This window comes from Luteolibacter yonseiensis (genome assembly GCF_016595465.1).
Lineage (GTDB): Bacteria > Verrucomicrobiota > Verrucomicrobiia > Verrucomicrobiales > Akkermansiaceae > Luteolibacter > Luteolibacter yonseiensis.
Genome location: NZ_JAENIK010000013.1, coordinates 511,088 through 531,587 on the forward strand (window position 1 = coordinate 511,088; position 20,500 = coordinate 531,587).

The 20,500-nt window shown below is 61.1% G+C and carries 7 protein-coding genes; 3 read left to right on the forward strand and 4 right to left on the reverse strand.

Annotation, left to right across the window (positions count from 1 at the left end; all coding sequences use genetic code 11):
- Nucleotides 1-29 precede the first annotated feature (29 nt).
- Complete coding sequence (locus tag JIN84_RS22575; protein ID WP_200353367.1) at nt 30-7,016, reverse strand: hypothetical protein; 6,987 nt, start codon at nt 7,014-7,016, stop codon at nt 30-32.
- A 317-nt stretch (nt 7,017-7,333) separates the two neighbouring features.
- Between JIN84_RS22575 and JIN84_RS22580 the strand changes: the two genes are divergently transcribed.
- Nucleotides 7,334-8,683, forward strand: coding sequence for a DEAD/DEAH box helicase (locus tag JIN84_RS22580; protein WP_200353368.1), 1,350 nt, complete (start codon nt 7,334-7,336; stop codon nt 8,681-8,683).
- Nucleotides 8,684-8,893: 210 nt separating this feature from the next.
- A complete protein-coding gene (locus JIN84_RS22585) occupies nt 8,894-10,069 on the forward strand; it encodes an MFS transporter (RefSeq protein ID WP_200353369.1) in 1,176 nt (391 codons plus the stop codon).
- Nucleotides 10,070-10,223: 154 nt separating this feature from the next.
- On the opposite strand, the gene JIN84_RS22590 is transcribed toward JIN84_RS22585, so the two are convergent.
- The 3 genes from JIN84_RS22590 to JIN84_RS22600 all read right to left on the reverse strand — a co-directional run bounded on the left by JIN84_RS22590 (nt 10,224) and on the right by JIN84_RS22600 (nt 19,412).
- The gene (locus tag JIN84_RS22590) at nt 10,224-11,966 is read right to left on the reverse strand and encodes a beta strand repeat-containing protein (RefSeq protein ID WP_200353370.1); all 1,743 of its coding nucleotides are present in this window, start codon (nt 11,964-11,966) and stop codon (nt 10,224-10,226) included.
- A 157-nt stretch (nt 11,967-12,123) separates the two neighbouring features.
- Entirely contained in the window at nt 12,124-17,205 is a 5,082-nt protein-coding gene (locus tag JIN84_RS22595) for an autotransporter-associated beta strand repeat-containing protein (RefSeq protein ID WP_200353371.1), read from the reverse strand.
- Nucleotides 17,202-19,412 (reverse strand): sialate O-acetylesterase, encoded by a 2,211-nt coding sequence (locus JIN84_RS22600; protein ID WP_200353372.1) that lies wholly within the window; start codon nt 19,410-19,412, stop codon nt 17,202-17,204. The genes JIN84_RS22595 and JIN84_RS22600 overlap by 4 nt, the downstream gene beginning before the upstream one ends.
- Before the next feature lie 534 nt (nt 19,413-19,946).
- On the opposite strand from JIN84_RS22600, the gene JIN84_RS23465 reads away from it, so the two are divergent.
- Complete coding sequence (locus tag JIN84_RS23465) at nt 19,947-20,342, forward strand: GreA/GreB family elongation factor (RefSeq protein WP_200353373.1); 396 nt, start codon at nt 19,947-19,949, stop codon at nt 20,340-20,342.
- The last annotated feature ends 158 nt before the right edge of the window (nt 20,343-20,500 follow it).

The following is a 20,500-nucleotide window of genomic DNA, read 5'->3' on the forward strand; positions in this document are numbered from 1 at the left end:
GGCCGGCATGATGAAATCCCGCCCGCCACTCAGCGGTCGTAAATCACGGTTCTCGCGCCTTCTTCCGGGTGGGTCACCAGCACCGCCACACGTTTGATCGTCGAGGTGTCGATGCCGGTGTGGCTGAGATAGTCGAATTTCCCGCGCAGATCCGTGTAGCCGTCCTTGTGGAAAACGACCTGGCCGGAGTTCGTCTCGGCATAGACCTTCACATAGGTTTTCGGCAGCGGCTTGTGATCATCCGAACCAAGCACCTGCACGATGCGGTCCTGCGGCATGTGGCGGAGTTCGATGGCTTTGGAGTCGAGAACCTTGAGCAGTTTCCTTGATCCGGAATCCGCGGAAACGAGCACATTTCCCTTTCTCAAGCCTTCGGGAAGCTCGACGGCGGTTTCGGAGGCATCCTTCGCCAACTCGATATCAAAGCTGCCGTTCGGCAGAATCGCGGGTAGTCCCCCTTGCTCACCCTCGCCCTTGAGGAAGGGATTTTTCGAAAACAGCACCTCCAGATCCACACTGAACAAACGCAGCGTGGCCTTTTCCAGCGAGCGATGTTTGATGGTCAGCTTCCCACCGTCCGCCAGCGACAGGTCCAGTTCCGGCGCGGCGGTTTCCGTCACGGATGTCTCCTCCGCCCCGGATTCAGCAAGTGCGGCGATTTCCTCCGCCTGATCGATGACAGCCTGGAACCGGTCACGCCATATACCCGGAGGCAGGTCCGGAAGCACGCGTTCGGCGATGGCCCTGGCCTCCGCCGGCTTTTCCCGATGGAAAAGCACGACGGAATGCAGGTAGTCGTAATTCATCCGGCCCGGAAGTTTCGCGGGGTCGATTTTGTCGAATCTCGCCAATGCTTCCCCGGTGCGGTCCTGCAGGAAAAGCAGCAGGGCGAGGTTGAGCTCGTCTTCATCGTCCAGCACCGGCTTCCACCCGAGTTGGGCGAGGAATTTCAGATAATGACCGCGGGCGGCCTCATGTGTCAGCCTTGACTCCGTGGCGAAGCGGTGTGCCCGTGGATTCACCAGCGGGTCGAATTCCAATGTCTCCCACGCCAGATGGACGCGTGGCCGCACTTCCAGCAACGGGCTGTCCAGCCAGTCGCCAAGCTGTTTCACCGCGTCGGAATTCTCCAAGTACTCACGCATCGCCGCCACGTCATTGTGATGGAATCCGTATGACGCGACATCCGCGGAGAAGTGCAACCGGTCACGCAGCAGTTTCGCAACGCTTTGGAAAAACACGGCATCCTTCAGACGCCAGCGGATCGCTTTCAGATGGATGGTGTCCAGGTTTTCCGTGCCGAGGCGGGACAGCACCTCCGCATCGGTTCCTTCCGCGGCCAGCACTTGCCAGGAAGCGGAGTCCTGGGGTGCGGGATCGTTCGAGACCCTCAACGCGCGCGAATCCGTATGCGCGAGCACACGGCCGTTTTCACTGACATGAAGCGGATACACCGCGAAATCCCCGGCTGCCGGAAAATAAAATGCCAGCGTCTCCGTCACCACACCGTAGGGTTGCAGCTCGTGGGTGGACGACTCGGTGGCGGGTTTCCCGCCAAGGGGTATCGCTCCAGCGGGAATCTGTGCCAGGACATCGATGCGGCGGCCGATGCCGGTGGGGTTCGTCACGATGAGCGATGCGACATACGCCACGCCCGGACGGAAATCCCCCGTGACCGGATTTTCCACCTGCCGGCCATTCACCTTGCGGAACGGCTCCCCCTGCGGACTGAAGGTCTGGCGGACCAGCAGTGGTGACTCAGGCACGACATCCTCCGTCTTCCGCGTATCCTTGTAAAACAGCAGCATCGGCTCACGAGCTTTGACGCGCAGGGTGCTTCCATCCACCGCGACCTCCGGACGATCCGCCTTGAAGGGAAGATCCAACAGAGCGAGACACATCAGAGACTCGTTGGCATTGGTGTGACACGCATTGAAATGCGGTGAGAGGAACGGCCCCTCGCCATTCCATGCCGCGAGATCCAGCCAGAAACGGTTGAGCGGGATCAGCGACTCGTCCGTGGGCTTCGTGCTGTGGTAGTAGTTCGCCTCACGCCAGAGCTTCGTGCCGTTCGGGAATACCGGAGGGGATCTTCGAACCACGAGTTTTTTCGCCCCGCCATTGCTTGCCTCCGAGAACGGATCGGCGGCGGCCCGGCTCGGATTGTTGAGGATCGCGTCGATGTTGTTGCGGTTGATCGCCTGGTCACCACTGCGGAGACCGTTGGTGATACCATTGGCGGCACCAATGCCATCAGTGTAACCCTGTGCCGGGTCGGCAGGAATGCCATCGATGGAGGTTCCGTTCACGGGACTGATGAAATCCTCCCCAGACCTGCCTGATTCCTCCGCCGGTTCCGGCAATGGAGACAGAAGCGAAGAACCGTCATCTGGAAAACCACCCGCCATCGGTTCCGGCATGTGAGTCCGGTCACTCCCCATGTACTGGGTGAGCACCCCTATTTTCTCCAACTCATCAGGAGTGTTGGTGATGATCAGCGTGCCATTGCCTGACAATGTGGCTGATGATCCTTCGCTGAAAACAATGCCATTCGCTTTCAACAGTTCCTGAATGGGTTTCCGGGCGGTCAGTCTTTTCGCACCGCCGCCGCTTGCGGCCTCAGCGAAGGGATCCGTCGAAGCATCCTCCCCGCCGTCGAGTACTGAAGCGAAATCCGGCTCGACTTTGAAGGTGCGGGTGATGATTTCGTCGCCCGCTTCCGTCGCGATCCCAAACGTGACTCTGGAGTCCCCGACACGATAACGTAATTTCGTACTGTCGCAGATGTATTTGAGCGCCTGATCCAACGGGATATTCCTTACTTTCAGCTCCCTGATACGCAACCGACCCACGACACCGGTGGCATCATTGATGACAAAATTCACTCCCTTTTTCGCAGGGTCCTTTTCCGTGATATCCAGGTTCACCGACTCCTCGCGCAGGAAACCCACGGCATCCCGCAAACTGATATCCTGAAAGTCGATGCGAGGAAGGATCATGCGCCGGAGCTTTTCCGCCAATTGGGAATCCGGGATGACTTTTTCATTCAGATCCCTCTTCGCCAGTCCGAGACTGTCCTGTAGTGCGAGATCGCTTCCCTGCAATGTCTGGGTGAAGAGCCTGGTTTCCTGATCGGGTGCGGGAACTTCCAATTGCCAGCGCAGAGAGAGTTCGCGGGAGATGCGCTCGCGGGCGGCGGGCATGGCCCGGGCGAGCAGGGCTTTTTCCGCTGCGTTCAGCCGTGCCCAGGCGTAAGGACGCAGATAGGTGGTGAGATCCCGCTCCAACAGGTAGTCGTCCATGAACTGCGGCTCCGGTTTTCCGGCGAGCAGGGGTTTCACAAATTTCCCGAAGAACGCGGTGTCCTTGCGGGCGAGGAAAAGATGCAGTTCGTGGCACGCGTGCTCCTTCAACAATTCGAGCTTTTTCTCTTCTGTCAGATTCGGCCACTCGGTGAGGAAGACGAACTCGCGCAGCCGGTCATCTCCGGTCATGCCATAGAGGAACTGATGCGCTTCGGTGAGCGTGGTGAAGGCACGCCAATCCGCATCGAGCACGTTCTCGATCGCCGCCTCGGCGTTTTTCTCAAGCACGGCGGCACTGCGGTTCGCCAGATAGTGGTTTTTCGAATCGAACGGCCGGGCGATGCGGCGGTCGCGCAACGGCGTGTCATCCGCCGGCAGCGGCAGGATCACCGAATCGCTGGCAAACTTGTCCGCGGCGATGATCTCGATGAACTGGCTTCCGCTGAAATCCGCGAGCGGCAGCTTGAGGGAGCCGTCCTTTTCCGGCTTGAGGTCGTAGCGCACGGTGGATGGAAATTGCAGGAAATCACAGATCGTTTCCAAGCGGTTCGCATCGCCCCGGGACTCGCTGGCATCCGTGTCTTCGGTGCGGCGGCCGCCGCGGATCAGGGCACCTCTGGCACTTCCGCTCACGCCTTCACCGCCATCTACCTGCTCCTGGGCCAGTTCCGCATCCGTCCAGCGGTTCAGCAGGAGTCCGGGACGCGGAAGCAATGAACCGGGAAAAGTCATGGCCGCGCGGCGGTCGAGAATGTAGCGCATCTCATCACTGAGCCGACGCTCGGTGAGGTAGCCGCAGCCGACGAAACCGGGCTCAACAGTGTCGGACACCGTGGGAGAAAACGGCCGGAAATCCGCCACGATTCCCCACTGCCAATGTTGGTAACGCCTGCCCACCACCGAAACGCTGGTGTCCGGTCCCGCACCACGGAGTTGGAGCCGCAGTTCCCCATTCCCGGCCCCGGCATGAGCCACCGTGGGTTGGGATGGCGCGTGAAGCGGTTGGATTCGGGTTTGCGACAGGATGAGACCGTCCTTCACCACTCCGGACGAGACGGAGATTCCAGTGGTCCGCCCGGAGATCTGCAAGCGGAAGTCCCCGGGAGGAAGCCCGCGGATCACGAGATCCCCTCCCTCAATGGCCAGCTTGTCGAAGTGGTCGCGGATCGGTTCTCCCTCCAGGGTTTCCAGGAAGGAGATCCGCTCGTGATCCAGCACGGCGGCCGCTTGTTCCAGCGGCAGCCGGATTTCCTGACCGACCGGAACCTGAAGCCTGCGGGAGAGGAACAGGTCTTGTGACCTGGGCGAGTAGGCGGTACCGGTGATGCCACTGCCCGATGCATTGATGAAATCTATGGTATCGAGTTTTCCCAGATCCACGCGGCCTTCCGCATCGGTGCGGACCTGAAGCCGGACTCTCTCTTCATAGTCCTCGCGGATGAACGTCAGAGCGAGCTCGCGCGAAGGCAACGGTTCGCCGTTCCGGCCCCGGATTTCCAGGCGGTGTCCTTCCGTGGTCGGTGAAAAAAAGGCGGTTCCGATGTTGTTCTTTTGCAGCTCGGAGTTGATTTCATAGCCGGTCTCCCCGCTCAGCTTGAGCGGCTCGCCTCCCGTCGCCGGGGTGACGGTACCACGCAGGGCGAGGGTGAGCTTGAGCAAGCCCGCCGGGACCTGGAAGGGAATCTCCATGACGGGGGTGAGGTTCAGATTTTCCGCGATGACCCGCTCGGTGGTGATCCCGCCGAGCAGCTCCGCCTTGAGAACGAGGGCCGGGTCCTTGATGCGGTCCAGAGGGAGTTCGTGGCCGTGGTTCGTGAGGCGGACCCGGAGGTGGAGTTTCGCCTCCTGATCAGCCAGGAGTTGCTCGCGGTCCAGATGGAAACGGGCGTCCATGGCGAGTTCGTCGCCGCGGGATTCGAGCGAAACCGCCGTGGCGAGCTTGCCCGCGCTGAGGACGCCACGGGTGACCGGCTGGTTCGCCGCATCGGGGATGACGATGCGGCCGTTCTCATCCGCGCTGAATTTCTCCCGACCGAGAGTAAGACTGGCGGTAGGGACCGGATGGTGTTTTTCATCAAACACACGCACGCTCTGTCCGGTGGCGTTGCGTTCTGGGTAGGCGATGAGCCGGCCCTTGCGGATGAGCGCGCGACCGGAAACCTGGCCGCCGGTGAAGTCCACGATCCACGCGCCAGGACCCGCAAGCTCCGGCAGGGTGATGGTCTCGCGATGACGCAGGATCGGGGCCTGGGCATAGGAGATGCGGCGCTCGTGATGTGGCACAAGCCCGTCGAGATCGATGCCTACCTCCGGCTCCACGCCTTGGTTTGCGAGGTGGGCCGGCAGGTCCAGTTCGTAGATGCGGATGAGGAGGTCCGGGGTGTTCTTGAGATCCAGCGTGAGAGCGACGGCGGCATCGGCGGAGAGTTGGACAGGCGCGTTTTTCGCGACGGCGATTTCCGCCTCCTCCTGAAGCGAATTGAATTCCGAGGGATCCAGCAACTTCCCCCACACCGCCGGGTCTCCGCCACCGAGCAGGCGGGCGCGGGCGTGGATGGGTTTGAGGAACATCTCCTCGATGAAGGGAGCGAAATCGGCGGCGGAGTCCGAGCTGCTGAGGAAATGATGGAGATATTCATTCACCACCCGGTTGTCGTTGTCGACCGTCCCGCAGCCGGTGGCGGAGGAAAAATCCGAAGCCAGGTCGATTTCCTCCTCCGCGGACCGATCCTGATGCTTGAAGAAATTCATTTTCGAGATCCGCCGTGGCAGGGAGATGTAAGCGAGGAAATCCTCCTTGGGGAAATTTCCCATCTCCGCCTGCAGCCGGAGGTGATGGAACAGCACATGGGCCTTCAGCGAATTCAAAGCGGGCGGCAAGGTGATCACGAAGTCGCGGCACCTCCGCAGATGTCCGGCATGTGCCTGGGGATCGCTCGAGAAATCCGTCTCCGCTCCGGGACGGAGCTTGCCGAGGTAGGCGACGCAGAAGGACTCGTTCTGTTTGAGATCCGGGTGCAAGACCAGCAGGGCTTTCAATTGCTCCGCGGTGAGCCGGGACGACAGATCATCCGCAGAAGAGAATGTCTCGTTCAACGAGAGCATGCGATCCATGAGGGGCACCACGCCCGGCAGATCGGCGCGACCGATGTTTTCGAAAAACCAGCGGATCTTGGTTTCATCGAACTTCTCCACGTTCTCCAACTCACGCAGCAGGCGTCCGCCCTTGTATTGTTCATAGGGAGCTTCCGGATTCTCCCCGAGTGTGGCTTTTTCAAACGCTGCTTCCGTAATGAGGGCGGGATCAACCCTGGTAGGCAGGTTTTCCGCGGCGGCGGCCGCATCCGGCCGCGTGTCGGTGAAGACAAGGCCCAGTTTCCGGATAAGCTCCGCACGGGAGCCGTCGGGATTTTTCGCATACTCCTTGAGCATTCCGCGATTGGAGAGAGCCTCAAGCCCCTCGGAAGAAACCGGGTTCTCCTCACGCTCCGCAGCCGCCTTCCATTCCGACATCGTCTTGCGGAACTCCCCCTCACGCCCGGCGAGCTGATGATCGAGAGCCGTGTAAAAATACGCGGTCCGGGTGCCGGGGACCAGGGTCGTCAGGGCGGTGGCACGCGTCTCGGGATCGGCGAACCGCTCCCGGAAGAGTTCGTCCTGTGCGTTCAGCGGCACGCATGCGAGGAAGAAGCAGATGAGGTGATTTCTCATGGGTAATCTCTAGATCCTCCGGGACACAGGGGAAAGCAAGAAGTCGAAACACGGCGTTAAACCTGTTAGATCGATCCCTTTCCCGGGATTCAGCGGATGTGTCATGTTCCATTCGAAATACAACATGGAAAAGTCTTGCCATCCCGCGAGATTCCGCTATTGCGTCGCCGCGCACGCTGTTTCCAGCGTCGAGGGTCTCACGAATGACCCGCCCTTTTCCGGTCTTCATCGATGAGAGATTGTTTGAGGTCACTCCAACCGCTCATCGACACCGCCCGCCGCCCACGAAGGGACGAGGCAGGCATTTCAAAAACAACATGACCCCGAATCAATTCGAGGCGTTGCCATTGGCCGCGCCCCTCCAACGTGTTTTGCGCGAGCTGAACTACACCACTCCGTCCCCCATCCAGGCCCAGGCCATTCCGATCCTGCTCGAAGGCCGCGACCTCCTCGGTTGCGCCCAGACCGGCACCGGAAAAACCGCGAGTTTCGCGCTGCCCATCCTGCACGCCATCAATGAACGGCCCAAGCAGGTCAAGCCGCGCCAGTGCCGCACGCTCGTGCTGGCACCGACACGCGAACTGGCCGGCCAGGTGGGCAAGAGCTTCAGCACCTATGGCGCGCACATCCGCTTCAAGCAGACGCTCATCTACGGCGGCGTGGGCCAGAACCCGCAGGTCTCCGCGATGCGCGGAGGCGTGGACGTGCTTGTCGCCACACCGGGCCGCCTCATCGACCTCATCGAGCAACGGGCAGTGGACCTCTCCGGCGTCGAGTTCTTCGTGCTGGATGAAGTGGACCGCATGCTCGACATGGGATTCGCCCGCGACGTGAAGAAGATCGTCTCCCTGCTCCCGCCGTACCGCCAATCGCTGTTCTTCTCCGCGACCCTGGCACCGACCATTGTGGAGCTCGCCCACACCATCCTGCGCAATCCCTCGCGCGTCACCATTGATCCCGGCACCACCACCGCCGAGCGCATCGACCACCAGGTGTGCTTCCTCGATCGGGAAAACAAGCGTCATCTGCTGGAACAACTGCTGCGCGGCCAGGCGGAAGCCACGGAAGGCAAGCTCACCATCGTCTTCAGCCGCACCAAGCACGGCGCGAACAAGCTGGCGAAGAGTCTCTGCGAGGCCGGTTTCCCATCGGAAGCCATCCACGGCAACAAGTCCCAGGCACAGCGCGAGAAAGCCTTGGAAAAATTCAAGAAAGGCCTCACCCCGGTCCTCGTCGCCACCGACGTCGCGGCCCGTGGTGTGGACGTGAAAGACGTCGGTCTCGTGGTGAATTTCGACCTGCCGAACGAGCCGGAAGCCTACGTCCACCGCATCGGCCGCACCGGTCGTGCCGGAGCGGAAGGCCGCGCGGTTTCGTTCTGCGCGGAAGATGAACGCGAGTTCCTGCGCGAGATCGAGAAAGTCATCAAGATGCCGGTCCCGCGCTGGGACGACCACCAGTGGCACGACGAGGCCCTCGCCGACCGTCACCTCCGTCTCCGCACCGGCGGCGGCATGGTGCAGGGCGGCGGAAACCGCGGCCGTCAGGGTGGCGGACGTCAAGGCGGAGGAAACCGCAATGGTGGTGGCGGTGGACGTGGCGCCGAAGGCCGCGACTACAGCAACGCCTCGCGCGGAAACAACCGCCGTCGCCCCGCGTCACGATAAGCAACCGCGGCGACGCGTCCGAGACCACCGCAAGCCGGATACGAATCAACAACGCGCCGCCCGCTCCGGCCACGTCATGAGAATGACTGGCCGGGCGGGCGGCGTTTTATTTTCGCAATTCCCCCTCAAACGCAACGGCAGAAAGCGTTTGAGCCACGGAAGGGACGCTCCATCGTATGGCAGCGTTCCAACGACGTATCCGCCCTTCACATGAATTCACCCTCCCACCAAAATGCCACCGGTTCTCCGGCTTCCAACGACACACTGGCCGGTCTTCGTCTGGCCACCCGCATCGCCTTTTTTGTCGCCGGAATGGGGGTCGCCTGCTGGGCGCCGCTCGTGCCCTACGCCAAGGCGAAGCTCGGCCTGGACGAGGCCGGTCTTGGCATGATGCTGCTGTTTTTGGGTGCGGGTTCCGTCTCGGCCATGCCGGTGGCTGGCGGGTTGGCAGGCAGGTTCGGCAGCCGCGCCGTCATCCTCGGTGGATTGACCGCGCTGGCCCTGGTGCTTCCCCTTCTGTCGGTCGTGACAACTCCCTGGCAGCTGTCCGTCACCCTCGCCTTGTTCGGAGCCTCTCTGGGGGCGGTGGATGTGGCGGCGAACATCCATGGGGTGGAAGTGGAACACCGTGCGGGTGTCCCGCTGATGTCGAACTTCCACGGTTTCTATAGTATCGGCGGCCTGACCGGTTCGGGAGCGATGACACTCCTGCTCACAAACGGCGTCCCTCCATGGATGGCCACACTGTCGGCTTCGGTGCTGGGTGCTGCCTGTGTGCTCATTGCCGCTCCACGGCTGCTTGCGACGCGGCCGGAAGCGGGAACGCCTTTTTTCGTCAGGCCCCGGGGCGTCGTCCTCCTGATCGGGTGCCTCACCTTCATCATCTTCCTGCTGGAGGGCTCTCTCCTGGACTGGAGCGCCGTGCTCCTCAAAGAGGAGAGAGGGATGCCCGAAAGCCTGGCAGGAACCGGTTTCGCCCTGTTCTCGCTGGCCATGGCCATCGGACGCTTGACGGGTGACCGGCTCACCGCACGCTGGGGCGGCAAGAGAATGCTCCTCCATGGGTCGATTCTAACGTCGGCCGGGCTGGTGTGGCTGATCCTGGCTCCCGGCGCGACAGCCGCACTGATCGGCTTTCCCATCATCGGCCTGGGAGCGGCGAACCTGGTTCCCGTCCTGTTCAGCGCCACCAGCAGGCAGACCGTCATGCCGAAGGATCTCGCCATTTCCGCCATCAGCGTGATGGGTTACGCGGGTATTCTTGCCGGGCCCGCGGCGATCGGTTTCGTCGCCGGATTCATCGGTCTTGAAGGAGTCTTCGGCTTGCTCGCCGCGGCGGTCCTGGCTCTCGCCTTCTTTTCGCGCATCGGATCCGCGGTCCGGTGATCCCATCCCCGGGCGGAGGACCATGAGCGTGCCGGTTGAAATGTCTCCGGACGGGTCCGGGTCCCGCATACGACGCCTCCGACCAGCAAAAAGCCCGGCAGTCCCCCTGCCGGGCTTTTCCATTATTACCCATACTATATATACCCTGGAAAAATCATATCCGGCGGCGACGAAGAACGGCCAGCAATCCCAACGAACCGAGAAGAACACCCGCGGGCTCCGGAACAGCGACCAATGCGATGTTGTTTCCTCCGAACGCATAATCGATCTGATAACCGCCAGGCAGATTCAGCACCGACGAAAACGCCGCACCCGTCAGGGAACCATAGCTCGCGAAAACATAGGCTGCGTCATCCAGCGCCGCACCGCCACCAACCAGAGACAGGTCCAGGGTCGCGTTGGAAATATCAAGATTTCCCGCCGCAGCCAGCAGATCGATCGTTCCCGCGCCCGTGCCATCGAACTGGGTGAGCAGGCGGCCGTTGATCACCGCCGAGCCGACTCCCAACGACTCGATTCCGTTGTCACCTGCCGCAAGAAACGCGGTGGACGCCACGGTCACCGAACCACCGAGGGTTCCCGTCCCACCCAAGGTCGCCGTGCCGTTCACGACGGTCGTGGTGTTGCCGAGCGAACCGTTCACCAGCAGAGTACCCGCGCTGACTAGGGTGGCTCCGGTGTAGGTGCTGTTGTTGGTCAGGGTCAGGGTTCCGGTGCCCTCGTGGACCAGCGACCCGATCCCCGAAACGACGTAACCGGCCGCATAGGTATCCGTGCGGTTGAAAGACAGGTTTCCATTGTTGATGATGGAGGTGCTGCCAACCGATCCCACGGTCCCCCCGTTTCCGAGCTGGAACGTTCCTTCGTTGATCCGCGTGACACCCGAATAACCACTCGCGGAGGCGATCACTACGGTGCCAGCCCCCGTTTTCGTCAGGGACGAGGCGGAGTTGTTGTTGATGATGGTTGTATTGAAAACCAGTCTTCCACTCGTGTTCAACTGGTGGAGATAAAGCTCGCCTCCATTGGAACCGGCGCGCAACCCGCCCGACCCATTGTAGAAAATATCCTGTGCTCCGACATTGGAGGTGACGATGATGTGTGGCAGGGTGCCCAGACGCCCGGCCGACGAGGTATCGACCGTCCAGCTCGAGGCCTGCGTGTTCGCCGCATTGAAACGCACGCCGTTGGTAAGGGTGAGACTGTTGCTGTGGCGGTAGGCCTGGGTCGATCCCGCCGTCGTCGTCTGCACATCGATGCCCACCACCGTTCCGCTGGAGTTTCCTCCGGCGGGATTGACATAGGTGAAAACCGACGTGGCGTTCACCACGTTTTTCGAAGCATCGAGCGCCGCGACATCCACACCGTTCAAGGTCGCGAACGACAGGCGCGAGGTGGTGGTGCCGCTGGAAACGTTGATCAGTCCGCTGCCCGCTGTGGAAAGGTTCGCCACCCCTCCGCCACCCCCTGTCAATGTGCCGCCGATCGTCAGTTGGACACCATTGCCCACCTGCCATGACTGCGAAGTGTTCTGGAGCAATGTCACACCACTTCCAATAGCCAGATTCCGGGTGGCGGCGCTCATGTCGATCCCTGACGACCCCAGGGTGAGCACACTTCCGGATCCGATGCCCACGTCTCCCCCCGGATCAACCACCTTCAAACCCTTCCATGACAGGTTTCCTCCGAGAATGGTGGAATTTCCGCCTGTCACCGCGCTGTTCCATTCCGCGACATCCGCCGTCCCGGGAACCACATCACCGAGCCATGCTCCCGATAGATTCAGGTTTGTGGCGTTATCCGCCTTGTTGACCGTCGCGCCGTGCGCGGAAAGGCAGAGATATAGGAAACCTGCGGGGGCAAGCGGACGAAGTACAGACGATTGACGGGTTTTCATGGAATGAGGGGGAAATCCGATAGGTTTTTTGATACGGTCGATTTCCAATGTGGTGATTCAATCCACTCCCCGCATGATCAACAATTAACCAAAAAGGAGTATGGGTATCGTCTGATCAATGATGGATGCCCCTGCATCGCCATTACCAAACTCCCATCTAGGGGATGATGGCGACACGATAGAACATCCCCCCTCCGGTCCTGACCACGGAATAACTGGTGCTCTTCGCAGGAGCGGCAGAACCGGGAACAGTGGTGAGAGGGCTCCAACCATCGAGCAGGATGCCGCTGGTCTGGATCTGATAGATTTTCCCGGGAATGCTCGGCCAGGAGAGGGCGAACCGGGTGTCGTCCAGCGGCGACAGCGTCGCGGCGAAGCGTGAGATTCCGCTCGAGGGATTCGTACCCGCGAGATACTCCACGGCATTGTCCTGCCCGTCTCCATCATCATCTCCGTCCGGGAGCCTGGCAAGATTTCCGAAATGAAACGCCTCCCATGAATCCGGCAGACCGTCTTCATCGGAGTCATCGATGACAAGATCCACCCGCCCCGGAGCACTCAGGGAGAGATGCGCGTCCACACCCGCCGGAACACCTGTTAGAGAAACGTCGCCCGAAAGCTCGCCACCGCACGTGAGCAATGGATAACGTCCGAAGGTGGTCTCCGGTGCGAGAGCGATCTGGATACTCCCCGCAAGCTGCAAATCGCCCGCGACCGCCAAAAGGTCCGATGAAACGCCGCCGCGCAGTTTCATGACGGAGGAGCTGTCAAAGCTCGCGTTCCCCGTAACCACGAGAGTGCCCGGCGTGCCAGTGGCGAATCCCCGCCCGATCACCACCCCGTCCGGATTCAGGTCCGCGGCGATCGTGCCATGACCGGAAATGAGGCCCCTTCCACCGACGGATTCCGCCCCAAAGGTTCCGCCTGACAAAACGAGTGCGGCGCCCTCTGCGACGGTCGTCTCAGCCGATGAAATCGTCTTTCCCGCGATGGCCAGCGTGCCAGATTCGATCCGGAAACCGCCTGTGAAATTCGAATTTCCACCGAGCGTCCACGTCCCGCTGCCGGTCTTGACCAGATCCAGGCCGGAGAGATCTCCCGCGTTTGAAATCGTTCCCGCAAACGTGGTGGAGGTATCCAACCCGCCGACAACGTAGGTGGTGACGGTATTTCCACTGCCACTCTGACGACCGTCGAGATGCGTGTTCCCACCACCGGAAACCGCGCCGAGGTGGATGACGATGCCTCCGTTCCGGTTGTTCAGATAGGCGGAACCGGTGCCGAGATCGAAGTGGGTGTCCGCGCTTCCGAAGTTCACATCCGCCGCGGCGCTGCTGTTCGAATTGAGCCGGACCGTTCCCGAACCGGAACCGAATGAAAGCGTGCCGGAAAAACCATCCATCGGACCGTTGATGCTCAGGATGCCTTCGACACCGCTGAGATCGATGTTGGCATTCCCCACACTGGACAGCGTGCCTGTTGTGGGATTCAGGATCGCGGAATTCCCGCCGGTGTTGGTAATCCTGCTGTTCCCTGTGAACACCATGGAATTAGAAAGGAAGATGGCCGAGGGAAATGAAAGCGTGCCGCCATTCACAGCGATAACGCCGGTGCCGAGAGGCGTGTTGGTGTTCGCCAACCTGAGGGTCCCCGCGTTGAGCGTGGTTCCTCCGCTGAAGGTGTTCGCGGCGCTGTTGCCGATCGTGAAAATACCGCCCCCGCTTTTTATCAATCCTCCGACGCCGCCGAGAACTCCTGATCCGCCCAACGTGTAGGCCAAGGTGTTGTTCGCCGCGGTGACACGGGCCGGCTGCAACGTGCCGGCCAGGCTCACGGATCCGGACGCCGCGCCATCCGGGAACGTGACCAGGTCCAGATTGCTGAAAGTATCGGGTGACGCGCCGGACCAGTTGCCTGCGGTCGCGTTCAGGTCCCATATTCCGCCATTGACACCGGTCCATGTGAGGTTGCCCGCGTTTCCCGTGACGGTGAGTTTCACATAACCCGGTGTGGTGCCGGACGAAGGGCGGGATAGCGAAAATGTCTGGCGAGTGGTCCCGGTCGGAGCAGGAAGAACCGGCACCATGGTCAACCCGCTCACGGATTGCGTGGCACCCCCGTCGATCAGATTATAAACACCCGCCCCGAGGGAGCCGTCGACGAAGTTCAGTTGGAAATTCACCGTGCCGCTGAGATTCGTGGAAGTGCCGGCGGCGACGGTGATCCTGTCATTGGTTCCGCCCGGATTCGAGGAAAGGTCGTAAACCAGCGTGCCGGAAGACACGGTGAGTCCGCCATTCGCGGGAAGGGCCCGGTAGGGTGTCGCGGAGTTTCCCGGATTGATGCGGGCGCCACTGTTGATGGTGACCAGCCCGCCGAAGGTTCCATTCCCCACCAGCGTGGCACCGCCGCCCACGGTGACAGGCGACAAGGACAACGCGCCATCCACCGCGAGCGTTCCTCCGCTGACGGTCGTCGCACCGCTGTGGATGTTCGTTCCGGTGATGGTAAGGGTGCCTCCACCGGTTTTCGTCAGCAGGGTCGGACTGTTCGATCCATCCGCGCGCGTGCCATCCATGATCGCTCCCGCGAAGGTCGAGGAGGTGCCCAGACCACCGACGGACCACGTGGTCGCGCCGCCTCCGTTGAGATAGTTGCTTCTCAGGCGCGAATTCGCATCACCGCCCAGTTGGCCGATGGGGTAGGTGTTCCCTCCGGAATTGTTCGTGGTGAAGAGATCGATGCCGGAGAGGTTCACCCTCGCGCTGCCGAAGCCGTTGAAGGATCCGCCATTCGCCCTGAAAGCGATCCGCCCCGCGTTGCCCGGAGATGTCGCGCCACCGGAAAGATTGACCGTTCCGGTGCAACCCGCGGAGGCACCATCGAGATACACACGCCCCTCCGTTCCGAGGTTTGATGGTGAAAAGATGTTGAAAATTCCCCCTCCGGACAACGAACCATTCAGTTCGACGCGTTGGGAAAGGTTGATGTTCCCCACCGATCCGGCGTCCACCTGGATGTTCGGGTTGATCCCCAGCGTCGTATTTCCATATGCGGAGGTAAGCGTGCTCCCTCCGGAAAAACGGATGGTGCCGCCTGCCAGACCGCCGCCAGGATTGAGGACCGTCTCCCCGCCATTGAGAAAACTTCCAAGCGAAAAACTCACCGGCGTGGCGAGCGTGAGCTTGGTATCCCCCGCCTTGGTGAGCGTGCCGGTGGATGCGAGTGATCCGCTGCCGCCGAACGTGTAGTTTTTCGTCCCCGTCACCAGTACCGAACCGGACGTCTGCGACGTGGTGATGTTCACAGCGGGTGTCGCGGAGCCGCGGTCGTCGAAAAGCGCCGTGTCCCCTGTGGCGAAAGCCGTGAGCGCACCGGAGGGTTGTTTCCAGTTCGCCGCCGCGTCATTCCAGGCGTTGGTGGAACCGTCGCCGTTCCAGATCAGGTCGCGCGGCGCTGAGGCAGAGGAAATGAGCAGTGCGAACTGCTGCGTCCACTGGCTGCCGTCGGCATCCACCACGGTGAACAGGAATCCCGCTCGGCCGGTGGCGTTCGGAGTGGGGATGAATTTCACCACCGGCCCGGTGGCGGATGGCGTGGTGCCGTCGGCCAGAAACTGCAGCACCGTGCCATTGACCACTCCGCTGACAGTGTAGGCCGGAGATTTGGTGAATCCCTCGGTGTATTTCCGCAGGTTGACGGTCTGCGACGAGGGCGAGCCCGCGACATTCTTCACAACCGTGGCATGCGGCACCGCGAGGAAATGCAGGTATTCCTCAAGGTAGGTGTAGCCAACGGGTGTGCCGGCCGGGAAAAACGTGTTGCCGAGCTGGCCTGCGGTGAAGACGTTATTATGATCGTCTCCGGAAACATTGTAGGCCATTCCGTTCACGCCGTTGAGGGTGGACTCCCATGCGTCCGGCATGCCGTCCAGATCGACATCGGTGGGAGGCGTGGTGCCGTTCAACGTGCCGAAGCCATAGTTGGTGATGTTATAGGGAGGATTGGCGAGATTCGCCTCTCCATTGCCCGGAGTGGTCTCTCCCGCGATGTTGCCATCCTTCTGCACGAGGATGCTCTGCTGGTTGACCACGCTGTCCACCAACAGGGTGTCGAGTTCGTCCCGCAACAGTCCGCTGTGGTTCGCATCCAGCCGCAACGCACCGGACGCGGACAACACCTTCTTGTAAGCGGTGAGCGGACCGTCGATCCTGACTGCGGAACCGCCCGTGGCTCCGGGAAAGGGTGTGGCGGATTTGTAATACCGGTTCGCCCCCACGGCATCGCCGGGTGCGAACTCCGCTCCATCCACGATGCCATACCCCTTGTCCGTGCCGTTCAGCACGCCGTCGCCGTCCGCGTCGTGGAGCGTGTCCGCGAGATACAGGCTGAAATTCGGCACATTGTTCGAGGCGACCCGTGCCTTGGTGAGCCCCTTGTTTCTCAATGAATAGCCCGTGTCAGGATCATTGATGGAGATATAGTAATTCCCGATGACGTTCGCCTTCCAGTTCGCCGGGGTTTCGGAATCCCCCATGATGAATCCCTCGTTCCGCCAGTGGTAGGTGACATTGTTGATCCACTCCAGCATCGCGGGACGGGCCTTCGGGTTTCTGGTGCGGTGGTGCGCCCACAGGGTATGGTGGCAGGAGCCGTTCCTGAGGTCCCACAATCCTCCGGCGTTGTGCCGCTCCATGCCCCACGAACTGGTGGAATACTGCATGGTGAAGTTGTCCAGGGCACTGTTGAAAAACGAGATGTTCTCGTCCGTGCTGAACATCATGGAAATGTGGTCGATGATGCTGTTCGACGCGCTGCTGTCCAGGTCGATGCAGTCCCCGCCGCTGCCGTTCTTCCCATGGCGGATGCGGAGGTGCCGCAGCACCGTGTTGTTTCCCGAGACACGCACGGTGCCGTTTCTCAATCCGATGCCATCCCCGGGCGCGGTCTGCCCCGCGATGGTGATCTTGTTCCGCACCATGCGGAACGCGATCCCGCCGGGCAGCGGGATGTAGCCGCTGACGGCGAAGACGATGGTCCGTCCGTTCGATGGAGCGGTCTCGACCCCGTTCCTCAGCGAGCCCGCCCCGCTGGCGTTCAGATTGGTCACATAGTAGACATCACCTCCACGACCGCCCGTGGCGTAGGCGCCGAACCCCTCCGCTCCGGGAAACGCGGGGATCTGTGCGGCGGCGGGCAGGATGGCCAGCAGTGAGAAATAGAGAAGGCGGGGAATCATGGGTTCGTGCGGAACGGAGCTGCGGGCAGGTCTTCGGTGTTATACAGGTTCGCGCCTGCCGGGTTGTCCCCCCACGCGTAGCGGACCTGGGTGGGCGAGGAAACCGAGGGACTGGAAACAACCACGCCGTCCCCCTCGATCGCCGCATCCGCCCAGACGAATTTGCCATCGCCGCCCGCGATCGCGAACTGCCCCAGTGTGCCACCCTTCGCCACCAGTCCGCCGCCGGTGTGGTCGAACCTGATTCGGATGCGGTTTCCTTCCACCGCACTTTCGCGGAAGATCGGACCGCTGGATTCACCGGACATTCCATAGGTCTTCACCAGCGCGAGACGGGCCAGGCGTTTCCCAACGTCCAGCTTGTTGCGGGGGTGGACGTCCTTTTCGTCACCGATGTCCGTGGTGACGACCATGCCGGTGTGCGGGATGGCAAGGGACTTCGCCTGTGCCTCGCGCATCTCGGTGAGCTGGCCGCCGCCGGGTTCCACAGAGGGCGTCTTGTGGGCGGCGAGCTGCACGAAGTAAAATGGCAGATCCGGATTTCCCCACAGGTCCCGCCAGTCCTCGATGAGTGACTGCTGCAGGTCGGCGTAGAGTTTGCGGGTGTTCATGTTCGACTCGCCCTGATACCAGATCGCCCCACGGATGGCGTAGGGCACGACCGGCGAGATCATGCCGTTGTGCAGGACGTAAGGATTGTGCTGGTCCTGGAATGGGTCGGGATTCTTCGGTGCCTTGCCGCCCTTGAATTTCGCGAGCGCCACACCGTAGTCGAGGAAGGGTTTTGGATCGTCGCGGAATGTCCGGTTTTTCGTGCTGAAATTTTTCAACAGATCCTTGAATTGCGGATGCGCCGCGAGCGTCTCCCCACGTATCCATGACTCGATGGTGCTCGCGCCATACGCGCAGGTCACGAGACCGACCGGCACCTTGAGGCGTTCCTGCAATCCCCTGCCGAAGTAATACGCGACCGCCGAGAAATCACCCGCCGTCTGAGGAGTGCAGATGGTCCACTTCCCCGGCACGTCCCGCTGGGGGAACTCGTTCATCTTCCACTCCGCGGAAAACGTGCGGAGTTGGGGATGATCCGCAGCGGCGACTTCCTTTTCCCAGTCGGTCGCACCGGAAAAGGACCGCTTTGCGGTTTTCGCCAACGTGAAATCCATGTTCGACTGCCCGGAGCAAAGCCACACCTCGCCGACCAGAACATCGCTGAAATCACGTGTCGCCGCGCCGGATGAAACCTTGAGCTGGTAAGGTCCGCCCGCGTCCAGTGATGGCAGTTCGATTTTCCATGTTCCGTCATCGCCAGCTTTCGTTGTGGCGGATTTCCCTGCAAGAGTCGCGGTTACCTCCGCCCCCGCTGTCGCCCGGCCCCATACGGGAATGGCCATGCCGCGCTGTAGAACCATGTGGTCCGAGAAAACCGATGGCAGCCACAGGTCCGCCGGATGAAGCGCGGCGCCGAGTTGGCAATCCGCCAGCCCACGGATCGCACCCGCCATCGCCTTCGCGTTGAAAGCCGCCCCCGCGGGCCCGGTGTGCGTGTGGTCCGTGCCGGCGAAAAGTGCGGCGGTCTTTTCCTGGCCGATGCCTTCGTAGCGGTCCGCGAGCAGGTTGTTGAAATCGATGAACGGCACCTTCTCCCCGGCCGCCACCTGCTTCGCCCATCCACCGTAATCCCTGTCGGACCTGCCGATCCTGCCCTCTTTCCAGATGTTGCGGGGAATGGGTGAAACGACAATAGGAGTGACGCCCTTCTCCTTCGCTTCCGTGATATATTTCCTCAGATACCAACCATAACTATGGACCGTCTCCGGCTGTTGGTCGGTCACGCGGACGATGTCCTCCGCTTCCTCCCCGATACCCTTGATCGAAGCGCGGCAGCGTTCGTCGTTGAGCTTCCCGCCATCGTTGTGGCCGAACTGCATCAGCAGGAAATCCCCCGGTCTCAGATGAGCCATCACCGCGTCCCACCGTCCCTCCGTGAGAAACGTGCGGCTGCTGCGCCCGCCGATCGCGCGGTTGATCACCGTGATCTTCGCCGGATCGAACTCATCCACCAGCGGATCCCCCCACCCCATCTGTCCGCCCGTGCCATTCCGCACCGTCGAATCCCCGATGATGTAGAGCACCGGCTTCGCCACACACGGCAGAGCCGCCGCCCATACGGCCAGACAAAAAATAAAAACGATCCGCAACGACATGCCCGCCAGTCTGCCAACAAAACGCCCCCCTTGTCCCCTCCCCGAATGGAGTAAGTCGGGAACGCGCCAGGCCGTGGAACAAAGAGTCGCAAACACCGATCCGCCTTCCATGAAGACGCCAATAAAAGCGCGGCCATAAATAAATCTTCCAACATCAAACTCCCGACTTCTTCTCCACCATTATCTACGAATACACTCGATATTTCCCAACCATCAACTCCCTCCCTATTCTCTTGCTATCAACAATCAACTCCCAACCCTCAACTTTCTTCAAAAAATCCATTTGACTTCAACACGAATTCAACCGTGATTGATAGCGATGCGTTTCTCAACGAACAAACAACTCCAGCTTGGACGGCCCGCACCCGCGGTGCTGCCGCAGGGTTGGTGCGCGCATCGACTGTCCGCCTTCCGGGCTTGGTAAGGCAACCTCCGTGAACAGGCGCAAGCCGGGGTTGTCTGGAAAAACCAATATATTTCCCAACCCCGTGACGTGGCGGCATTTCCGCCCACGCCGCACAGACAATCTTTCCCGTGAAACCACTCATTCTCCTCAATGAGGCCGACCAATCGTGCCTCCATTCCATCATCCATCGCAACTCCCGGCCGCCCTATCCCGATCCGGAACAGGCCGACAGGCTAAACCACCTCCTCGCATCCTCGCGACCGCCGACAGCGGGTGAGAAACTGCTCACCCACGTCGAGATCGGCGACCACACCACCCTCATCTCGCCGCTCGATTCGCAGGACTACTACAAGTTCCGTATCGTCATGCCGGATGAGGCGGACATCGACCTCGACCATATCTCCATCTTCACCCCCATCGCCGCCGCCGTCCTTGGCCGCCCAGTTGGAGAGATGGTCGAATGGGAAACCCCGATCGGCCAACGCCGCATGCGCATCATCGCCGTCCGCAAACAGGAAACCTGAACCACCACCACGATCCATACCAACAGTCTGGCTGCCCGGCTTTCAGACTTTACCGCAAAGTCGCAAAGGCCGCAAAGAAACGCAAAGTTGAAAAAGATACCAAGCCTGCGACATGGCACACCAGCAGACATCAAACAAAGCTCTCAATCTCTTCCTTC

What these genes read in the sequence shown, in the direction of transcription:
- JIN84_RS22575 (WP_200353367.1), bottom strand. Translation starts at nt 7,016, where the DNA reads ATGAGAAATCACCTCATCTGCTTCTTCCTCGCATGCGTGCCGCTGAAC.
- JIN84_RS22580 (WP_200353368.1), top strand. Translation starts at nt 7,334, where the DNA reads ATGACCCCGAATCAATTCGAGGCGTTGCCATTGGCCGCGCCCCTCCAA.
- JIN84_RS22585 (WP_200353369.1), top strand. Translation starts at nt 8,894, where the DNA reads ATGAATTCACCCTCCCACCAAAATGCCACCGGTTCTCCGGCTTCCAAC.
- JIN84_RS22590 (WP_200353370.1), bottom strand. Translation starts at nt 11,966, where the DNA reads ATGAAAACCCGTCAATCGTCTGTACTTCGTCCGCTTGCCCCCGCAGGT.
- JIN84_RS22595 (WP_200353371.1), bottom strand. Translation starts at nt 17,205, where the DNA reads ATGATTCCCCGCCTTCTCTATTTCTCACTGCTGGCCATCCTGCCCGCC.
- JIN84_RS22600 (WP_200353372.1), bottom strand. Translation starts at nt 19,412, where the DNA reads ATGTCGTTGCGGATCGTTTTTATTTTTTGTCTGGCCGTATGGGCGGCG.